The organism is Nocardioides sp. F233, assembly GCF_057813895.1.
The window spans coordinates 1-296 of the sequence record NZ_JBVASH010000029.1 but is presented as its reverse complement, the minus strand read 5'-3'; the positions used below and the strand labels follow the sequence as shown (position 1 = coordinate 296).

The following is a 296-nucleotide window of genomic DNA, read 5'->3' as shown; positions in this document are numbered from 1 at the left end:
GGGCACGCCGCGACGACCTGCTGGCCCGGCTCCAGGAAGACGGCGCGGAGCCGGTCGCCGCCGAGCCCGGCTACGGCCTGCCCGCCGACCTCTCCACGCCCACGGCGGTCACCGACCGTGCCCGCGCGCTCGAGGAGTCGGCAACGGCGACCTACGCCTACCTCGTCGCCAGCACCACCGGCGACGCCCGGTCCTGGGCGATCGACGCGCTCGTCGACGCCGCGGTGCGCAGCACCGCCTTCGGCGGCCGGCCGGACCGGCTGCCCGGACTCTGAGTTCGTCGAGTAGCCCGAGCC

The 296-nt window shown here is 77.0% G+C and carries 1 protein-coding gene; it reads left to right on the top strand.

What is annotated here, in order from left to right; translation table 11 throughout:
- Positions 1-275: DUF4439 domain-containing protein (locus ACZYRU_RS26935; protein ID WP_488960180.1), on the top strand; the 275-nt coding region annotated here is incomplete at its 5' end.
- Positions 276-296 lie beyond the last annotated feature (21 nt).